This is a genomic window from Microcystis sp. M169S2 (assembly GCF_020245865.1).
Taxonomy (GTDB): domain Bacteria; phylum Cyanobacteriota; class Cyanobacteriia; order Cyanobacteriales; family Microcystaceae; genus Microcystis; species Microcystis ichthyoblabe_A.
Genome location: NZ_JADBUB010000222.1, coordinates 1 through 8,620, shown reverse-complemented (window position 1 = coordinate 8,620; position 8,620 = coordinate 1). Strand labels below are relative to the sequence as shown.

Sequence of the window (8,620 nt, the reverse complement as noted above, 5' to 3'; positions counted from 1 at the left end):
CAGTTTTTTCTTTGTCAGTAAGGGTGTCAACAAGGAATATTACAAATTGTTAACCGAGTCTTGAAAGCCTTGTGCTACAAAGGTTTGAAATGTTAAGAAAGATGTGACTAAAGGACAGCTTAATAAGGGGGGCATCTGATAGTTTTTAACGCCTACCTACTTAGGGCTTGCTGAATAAATCTAAAAACCTTGTTGGATAAGGCTTTTAGACTTTTTTGACCTCAAAAAGTGCCGACCATTGGAGGGATCAGGGGTAAAATTCAGGTACTTTTTCCCTGAAAATTAGGTAACTGACTACCGCAAAATCGGTAAAACCCTACACCCCACACCCCACACCCCACACCCTGCCCCCACCAACAAACTTTTTCAGCAGACCCTACTTAACTCGCTAATTTGAATTTGTTTTCTGAAAAATCATTAAATGTTGTTGGGGCAAAGTCTCGATAATTTCTCCTAGCACTAAACCAACAGCGGCCATTTCTTTTTCTACTTGTCTGCGGGTCATTTTATGAAGGGCCTTGATGGGAATTAGGGGATTTTCTCGACGGTATTCTACTAATACCACCCTACCATCGGGTTTTAAAGATTTGACCAGATTCTCCATCATCTCGCGGGGACAGGAAAACTCGTGATAAGCATCCACCATTAAAGCTAAATCGATCGCATTTATAGGCAATTGGGGATCGGTTTCTGTGGCGAGAATTGTGGTGATATTCTTAACCTGGTTTTCCTCGGCTAAAAAATCAATTGCCCCTAACATTTCCAGTTGCACATCGACGGCGAAAACTTGTTCTACTAAATTCGCCATAGGAAAACTAAAATAACCTGTACCTGCGCCGATATCTGCCACTAGATCTGTGGGTTTTAGATGTAGTGCGGTGATCAGATCATCGGGTTTTTCTGTGAAACGGCGACTAGGACGTTCTAACCATAACATTTCTTGGTGTCCCATGACTTTAGCGATTTCCCGTCCTAGGTAAAATTTACCGATACCATCGCGACTATGAAGCGCTCGAATCTGATAATATTGCTGCGGTGCTAAAACTGAAGCATCGTAGGTAAGATTTAATAATCCGAAACCACAAAAAGCCACTATTAGAAACGAGACAATTAAGAAAAATTTTTGCTTAAACAGCATCGGGATTAAAAAAGGTGGGCTAGAAAAAATAAATTCCCTGTCCGGGACAGGGAAAAAATCTATCTTGATCAACAAAGCAATTTAGTCTAAAAATCCCATTAAAGTTTCGGGATCATCGATTTCATTGGAAGCAACGGGACGATTACCCATGACTGTATAAGTTTCGCTAATGTGCAGATGACTGAGAGCGATCGGACGATTGCCAGAGATCGCCAGAGTGCTGCTAACTTCCATACCACTAGAGCCGACAGGACGCAATCCACCGACGGAAGAATAGGTACTAACCACTTTCAGATGGCTAACTTCCACGGGACGGCCTCCGGGTAACATTTCATCTTCCGTGAAGTGAAGATGGCTAGTACCAACAGGACGATTTTCGGGTAAGCGATGTTCAGGTTGATAGAATTTTAAGGCTTTGGAAGCCGATTCAGCGTTGTTTTTCACCGAAAGGGCGACCACTTCTTTATCTTTGGCGGTTTTAGCCGTAGTAGCTTTACCGCGTGAGCTGCTGGTCTTTTCTTCTGTGGTTGCTGGGGTTTGAGTCCCGTTCGTTTCTAGATTTTCCACCGTCATAACCTGATACTCCTTTCCGTTAATAGCTTCGGGGAAACGATAAGATTTAAGTTTAGGGTATTCTCGAAGACTTTTAATCTTTTTTTAAAATCCTCTCTAATATTAAGATACATCTTTCTTTCCCAAAACCCTATAAGTGTTGGTAATTTGATTGATAATTTATTTTGCCTGTTCTCTACACCTAGCCGCTAATGTCCGCTTTTCAACTACAAGCACCCTTTCAACCCACCGGGGATCAACCGGCAGCGATCGATCAATTGGTAGATTCCCTGCAAAACCGGCAGCGTTTCCAAACCCTCCTAGGGGCAACTGGCACCGGCAAAACCTTCACCATTGCCGCTGTGATCGAAAAAATCGGCAGGCCTACCCTCGTCCTGGCCCATAATAAGACCCTAGCCGCCCAATTATGCAACGAATTGCGGCAATTTTTCCCTAATAACGCCGTGGAGTACTTTATCAGCTATTACGACTACTATCAACCGGAGGCTTATATTCCCGTCAGCGATACCTACATCGAAAAGAGTTCTTCGATTAATGATGAGATCGATATGCTGCGCCATTCGGCCACGCGATCGCTGTTTGAACGCAGGGATGTGATCGTCGTCGCTTCCATTAGTTGTATTTATGGTTTGGGAATGCCGGCGGAATACCTGAAAGCGGCGATTTCCTTAACAGTTGGTCAAGAGTTCGACCAAAGGCAATTATTACGGGCCTTGGTGTCAGTGCAGTACAATCGCAATGATTTAGAGTTAACTCGCGGTCGTTTTCGTCTGAAGGGCGATATTTTGGAAATTGTTCCCGCTTACGAGGATCGGGTTATTAAAATTGATTTTTTTGGCGATGAGATTGAAAGTATTCGTTATCTGGATCCCTTGACGGGGGAAGTTTTGCAAAAATTAGAGCGAATTAGTATTTATCCGGCCCGTCACTTTGTTACCCCGGAGGAGCGTTTAGAGGTAGCCTGTCGGGATATTAAAACCGAGTTAGATAACCGTTTATTGGAGTTAGAAAAAGCGGGCAAATTACTGGAAGCGCAACGTTTGGATCAGCGGACTCGTTATGATTTAGAAATGTTGCAGGAAGTGGGTTATTGTAATGGCGTGGAAAATTATTCGCGGCATTTAGCGGGTAGGTTAGCGGGGGAACCGCCGGAATGTTTGGTGGATTATTTTCCCCAAGATTGGTTATTAGTTGTGGATGAATCCCATGTTAGTGTGCCGCAGATTCGCGGGATGTATAATGGCGATCAATCACGAAAAAAAGTTTTGATCGATCACGGGTTTCGTTTACCCAGCGCTGCGGATAATCGTCCTTTGAAGTCGGAAGAATTTTGGCAGAAAGTTAATCAATGTATTTTTGTTTCGGCCACCCCGGGAGATTGGGAATTAGAACAGTCAGAAAATCGCATTGTCGAACAAATTATCCGACCGACGGGAGTTTTAGACCCGGAGATTTTTGTGCGACCAACTGAGGGACAAGTGGATGATTTATTAGGGGAAATTAAGGAGCGAGTGCGGTTAAATGAACGGGTTTTGATTACCACTTTAACTAAACGCATGGCGGAAGATTTAACCGAATACTTGCAAGAAAGGGGAATTAAAGTTAGATATCTACATTCAGAAATTCAATCAATTCAACGGATTGAAATTATTCAAGACCTGCGAGAAGGGGTCTTTGACGTGCTGATCGGGGTGAATTTGCTTCGCGAGGGGTTAGACCTGCCGGAAGTGTCTCTAGTGGCGATTTTAGACGCAGATAAGGAAGGATTTTTAAGGGCTACCCGCTCTTTAATTCAAACTATCGGCCGGGCTGCTCGTCATATTCGCGGTCAGGCAATTCTTTACGGAGATAATCTCACTGATAGTATGATTAATGCGATCGAAGAAACCAAGAGACGGCGAGCTATTCAAGAGGAATATAACCAAAAACATGGGATTATTCCGCAATCGATTGTTAAAAGGTCGAGTAATTCAATTTTGGCTTTTCTGGATATTTCCCGTCGCCTAAATTCCCAACAATTAGAGCAGGTTTGTGAGAATATAGAAGAACTTTCTTTAGAACAAATTCCCGAATTAATTCAACAACTAGAAGCGCAAATGAAAGAAGCGGCGAAAAATCTAGAATTCGAGTCAGCAGCTAAATATCGCGATCAGATTAAGCAATTGCGAGATAAGTTATTAAATCATCTTAGATAAACCTATGACTAGATTTATTCATGACCAGTTTGCCAAAGATTATCTCGAAGAATTATTATCTTCTCTGGGAGAGGTAAAATCGGCACGGGTTGTACGCGGAGAAGTACGAGAAATCGATGTCTGGTTTTCACCCCAGATTCTCGATAATAATCCTAGAGAGCTGCTGGGATTACTGGGAAAAATGGCGATTAATCCCTGTTTATTTGAACCCTTTCGCAATCCTGTCACCCCTACAGAAATTAGAACTTGTCTGTTAAAATTGTTGCAAGTGGAAGGGGAAATTAATCGTCAAGCAAATCGTCAGAAAACGAATGTTAACGATGGGGAAATCCCCCGTCTCTGGATTTTGACTCCCACCGCTTCCGCGCAACTGTTAGGAGGATTCGGAGCTAAATTAGATGAGGAGAATTGGGGGGAGGGTATCTATTTTTTAGCTCCCTCTTTACGCACGGCAATCACCGTTATCCATCAATTACCCCCAACAGAAGCAACTCTCTGGTTAAGAATTTTAGGCCGGGGAAAAGTACAAGCAAGGGCGATCGATGAGCTAGAATCGTTACCAGAGGATCATCCTTTTCGGGTAAATGCTCTAGAATTATTATTAAACTTGAGAACCTCTTTAACTAACGATCAAGAGCTTGAACAGGAGGACAGAGAGTTAATTATGAGATTATCACCTTTATACACTTCCCGTCTTCAGGAAGAACTGGATGCTGGCCGTCAACAGGGTCTTCAACAGGGTCTTCAACAGGGTCTTCAACAGGGTCTTCAACAGGGTCTTCAACAGGGTCTTCAACAGGGTCTTCAACAGGGTCTTCAACAGGGTCTTCAACAGGGTCTTCAACAGGGTCTTCAACAGGGAGAACGTCTGGTGGTAGAAAATTTATTGAAAGCTCGTTTTGGCAGTTTAGACCCAGATTTATCCGTGATCATCGATCGCATTTTATTATTACCAGTGGAGGAGTTTACCCCTTTAATACTCAATTCATCTCGCACAGAATTAATTGCCCACTTTTCTAATTAAAAGCATAACTCAATCCTTTGATGATACTGGATTTTGAAATTGGCTGATTAACCAGAGCAGGCAATTTTCCAGGCAAATTCGGGGATATTGAGGATCGTTCTGGAACCAGCATCAGCTTTCTTGCTAATTTGTGGGCAATTAGCGGCAATTTAGCTCTGATCACCTTGAAATAGCTTTTCTAAAGCTTCCTTCAAGGTTGGTTCCATGACAATTTTATTTTGATAAGCAACTGTTACTCTAGCGATTGTCGGGACACTATTTTGGTCTGCCACTAGATACAAAGGTTCTACATAAAGCAGCGATTGTTCAATGGGAATAATTAATAGGTGTCCTTGCAAAACTTTAGAACCGTCCCGATTCCAAAGGGAAATCTGTTGAGAAATATCTGGATCTTGGTTAATTAAAGCCTCAATTTGATTCGGTCCGTACACTAACCTTTGTTTAGGAAATTGATAGAGCAATAACTTACCATACTCTCTATCATCTGAACGCGCCGCTAACCAAGCGATTAAATTTTGCCGACTAGAGGGAGTATAGGGATGCAGGAGAATAAATTCTTCTTTGTCGGAATCGGGCAGTTTCATGATTAAATAATAGGGTGATACAGCCTGGGGTTCCGTGCCGTAAATTTCTAGGGGAATTTCCCATTGATCCTCCCGATTATAAAATACTTGCGGGTCGGTCATGTGATAGGTTAATAATCTTTCCGCTTGGGTACTAAATAAATCTTCGGGGTAACGGATATGACTGCGGAGAGTTTTCGGCATTTCTGCTAAAGATTTAAAGAGATGAGGAAAGATTTTACTCCACGTCTGAATAATTGGATCATTTTGATCGGCAACATAGAAATTCACCGTTCCATGATAGGCATCCACTACCACTTTGACCGAATTGCGAATATAGTTAAATTTATCTTTCCCTGGGTCAGAATAGGGATAGCGATCACTGATGGTATAAGCATCAATAATCCAATGTAATTTACTACTACTATCGCCCACATCTGCCGCTACTAAATAGGGGTTGCGATCATAATTTAAAAAAGGTGCGATAGTTTGCACGCGATTTTGGATATCACGACGCATTAATAAGCGAGTTTCGGGAGTAAAATCTTGGCTAAATAACATTTGCCAATCCCGCAAATAAAGGGCAAATAGCCAACGTCTCCACCCGGTCCCCACTAGGATTCCTCCCTTACCATCGTAGGTATTATAGACATTTCCGTCCCCGCTGGGAAAATCCAATTCTTCTGCGGTGGTGGGAGTCATCACATAATTATTAGTTAATTCCCCGTAGTAAATGCGGGGTTTACCAATGGGAATACTATAATCAATTAATTCGCTAGAGGTTTGTAAGGCCCCTTCGTCTTTATTTGTGCCGATATCTTTGACAAAATAGTAGGGTAAACCCCCAGCAGCCACTAAATTAACCGGGGAAAGAGTGAACCCATAACCGTGGGTATAAACGAGATGTTTATTCACCCAAGTGTTAGCAGAAGTGGGAACCGCACTATAATCTAATTCCCTAGCGGCAATAATGGTCTGCTGTTTTTCAGATATTTGACGTTCTTCGATTTTTTCAGGCAATCCCACTCGCACCCGATAGCGATCGATATCAGCATCGGGGAATTTATAATATAAGCGAATTTGCTGTAATTGTCGGTTAGTTTCTAGCAGTGGTTTGGTGTCCCAAAGACGAATATTATCGATAGTCAGATGATTTCTCTCTAAAACTTCGGCATTTAATTCGGCCTGTGGATCGAAAACTTGGGCATCAATTCTATCTAAGGAAAAAGCCGCTCTTGTGGATTGAATACTTCTTTCGATATAGGGTCTTTCTCTCACTAATTCATTCGGTTGTACGATTATTCTTTGTAATCCTCCACTGATAATTATGCCACTTATCCAAACAATTAAATAGAGAAATACAGGAACTAAGTAGGGGAAAAATACCAACTTTTTCTTGGCGGTTTTGTGTAATTTGCGACGGTACTTTTTACCAAATAATGCTTTTTCTCCTAACCACATACAGGTTATTCCTGCAATAATTCCCAGAATAATTTCAATAAATTGACCAACATGAGCATCGATATAACCCGCACCATAAACTACTCCTTCGGGAGAGTAAAGTAGCAGGTAACGCTGAATAATATGGTGTAATACTAGCAGCCCCATTAACCCACTCCACAGGGCGTATAAATGACGCAGTTGCGGACGAGAAAACCCCGGAAATTTTCCCAGAGAAAGACTATCACCCGAAAAAAGATAGGTTAAACTAACAGCAAAAAGAGTATATATTCCCACACCACTGAGCCATAATTCTAGTAACTGCCACAGGGGTAATTGAAAGATGTAAAAACCTAAATCATTCCCGTATTGAGGATCGTTAATATTGAAAGAAACACCATAAAAATATTTTAAAAAATTCGCCCACTGCCCAGCAATAATAAAAGATAGCATTACAGTAAATACTATAGATATTATTCGCAAAAAATACTCGGTTTTAGTTAATAATCCCAAGACTAAAAGAGCGATAATTACCCCTTGCCAAAGATTACTGGAAATATCGGTTAATACTTGTCTAATCCAAACTATTTCCAGAGGAGAACTTAGGGAAGAACTAAGGTTAGGGAGATTAAAATCTGGTGTCCAGAGACTGAGGGCTAGTTTACTGTAATACAATAACATTGACCCGATCCAAGCTCCAATTCCCGTTGCAATAATCAAAAGGCCGAGTAAATTAATACTAGGAGATTGAGGACTAAGAGGATAACTATCTTCCTGGGGTTTTTGCCAACGAAAACGCTGGGCTAAACGTAAATTAGTAAAAATAAAAAGTAGAGAAAGAATCGCACTTCCCCAACCTAATCCCAGTTGCCAAGATAATTGCTTCAGGAAAGTGTTTAAATAACCCATCTCGGTAAACCAGAGGCTATTGGCTACCACTAACACCCCCAACTGCCCGATCACAAGGCAGCCGAGAAACAGTAAAATAGGTTTAGCGATCGAGCTTCGGTTAGATCTGATGAGCATGGATAAAGTGATAAAAGAGAGTCTTCTTTCATTCTAGCGATTTTAGTTTCTCCCTGCTGCTTTTTCTTAATTTAAAGATAAACTTAAGAAACTATGGCTGGGTTAGGGCGATAATTTCGCTTAAAATCAGCAATTTTAGCTAGAATTAGCAGGTAATGATTCGGTAGTAGTGCCGTAGCCCTCTTGCTTACCTGGTATGAATTGTGTAAAATATTTATTAATAAAAATAATTGGAATCCGATCAGTCTTTAAACCTCTAGCTTGATCATGACTTTTCTAATAAATATCTTTTTCTGGCTCCTGTCTGGCTTACTCAAATATCAGTCTAGCACCGAACAAAACACCCCCCTTAGTTCACCTCTATTCCCCTGTCAAGCGTTGTGGTTTTCACCATACTATCAAGAATGGTTCTATTCATAATGGAAAACCCAAACGTCAATGTAAAGAATGTGGTCAAACGTGGCCGATTCAAGTCTGAATTGCATCACTATCTGATCTACCTTTACAGAATATATTATTAGGGGTCTGATAGTCAAGACATTTTCGAGGACGATTGTTAATCAAGTTTACGGCTCTTTCCACCTCCTCTGGCTTAACGATTTTAAAATTTGTCCCCTTGGCAAAAAATTGTCTTAACAGTCCATTGGTATGCTCGTTTAAT

The 8,620-nt window shown here is 41.4% G+C and carries 5 protein-coding genes and 2 pseudogenes; 3 read left to right on the top strand and 4 right to left on the bottom strand.

The window, feature by feature from the left end:
• Positions 1-388: 388 nt before the first annotated feature.
• Entirely contained in the window at positions 389-1,138 is a 750-nt protein-coding gene (locus IM485_RS20370; RefSeq protein WP_287745250.1) for a class I SAM-dependent methyltransferase, read from the bottom strand.
• Positions 1,139-1,219: 81 nt separating this feature from the next.
• Positions 1,220-1,711: a hypothetical protein gene (locus IM485_RS20365; RefSeq protein WP_008197799.1), complete on the bottom strand. Its 492-nt coding sequence runs from the start codon at positions 1,709-1,711 to the stop codon at positions 1,220-1,222.
• A gap of 191 nt (positions 1,712-1,902) precedes the next feature.
• On the opposite strand from IM485_RS20365, the gene uvrB reads away from it, so the two are divergent.
• Positions 1,903-3,906, top strand: a complete 2,004-nt coding sequence (uvrB, locus tag IM485_RS20360) for an excinuclease ABC subunit UvrB (protein WP_287745249.1) — start codon at positions 1,903-1,905, stop codon at positions 3,904-3,906.
• 4 nt (positions 3,907-3,910) lie between these two features.
• Complete coding sequence (locus IM485_RS20355; protein WP_287745247.1) at positions 3,911-4,930, top strand: flagellar assembly protein H; 1,020 nt, start codon at positions 3,911-3,913, stop codon at positions 4,928-4,930.
• Between the two features lie 149 nt (positions 4,931-5,079).
• Here IM485_RS20355 and IM485_RS20350 read toward each other — a convergent pair whose 3' ends face one another.
• Entirely contained in the window at positions 5,080-7,959 is a 2,880-nt protein-coding gene (locus IM485_RS20350) for a UPF0182 family protein (protein ID WP_287745245.1), read from the bottom strand.
• Between the two features lie 267 nt (positions 7,960-8,226).
• On the opposite strand from IM485_RS20350, the pseudogene IM485_RS20345 reads away from it, so the two are divergent.
• A pseudogene (locus IM485_RS20345) lies at positions 8,227-8,428 on the top strand (IS1/IS1595 family N-terminal zinc-binding domain-containing protein); the annotation flags it as partial.
• On the opposite strand, the pseudogene IM485_RS20340 reads toward IM485_RS20345, so the two are convergent.
• Positions 8,428-8,620 (bottom strand): annotated as a pseudogene (locus IM485_RS20340) (IS30 family transposase); the annotation flags it as partial. The pseudogenes IM485_RS20345 and IM485_RS20340 overlap by 1 nt on opposite strands.

Coding starts and splice junctions, on each gene's coding strand:
- IM485_RS20370 (WP_287745250.1), bottom strand. CDS start 1,138: ATGCTGTTTAAGCAAAAATTTTTCTTAATTGTCTCGTTTCTAATAGTG.
- IM485_RS20355 (WP_287745247.1), top strand. CDS start 3,911: ATGACTAGATTTATTCATGACCAGTTTGCCAAAGATTATCTCGAAGAA.
- uvrB (WP_287745249.1), top strand. CDS start 1,903: ATGTCCGCTTTTCAACTACAAGCACCCTTTCAACCCACCGGGGATCAA.
- IM485_RS20350 (WP_287745245.1), bottom strand. CDS start 7,959: ATGCTCATCAGATCTAACCGAAGCTCGATCGCTAAACCTATTTTACTG.
- IM485_RS20365 (WP_008197799.1), bottom strand. CDS start 1,711: ATGACGGTGGAAAATCTAGAAACGAACGGGACTCAAACCCCAGCAACC.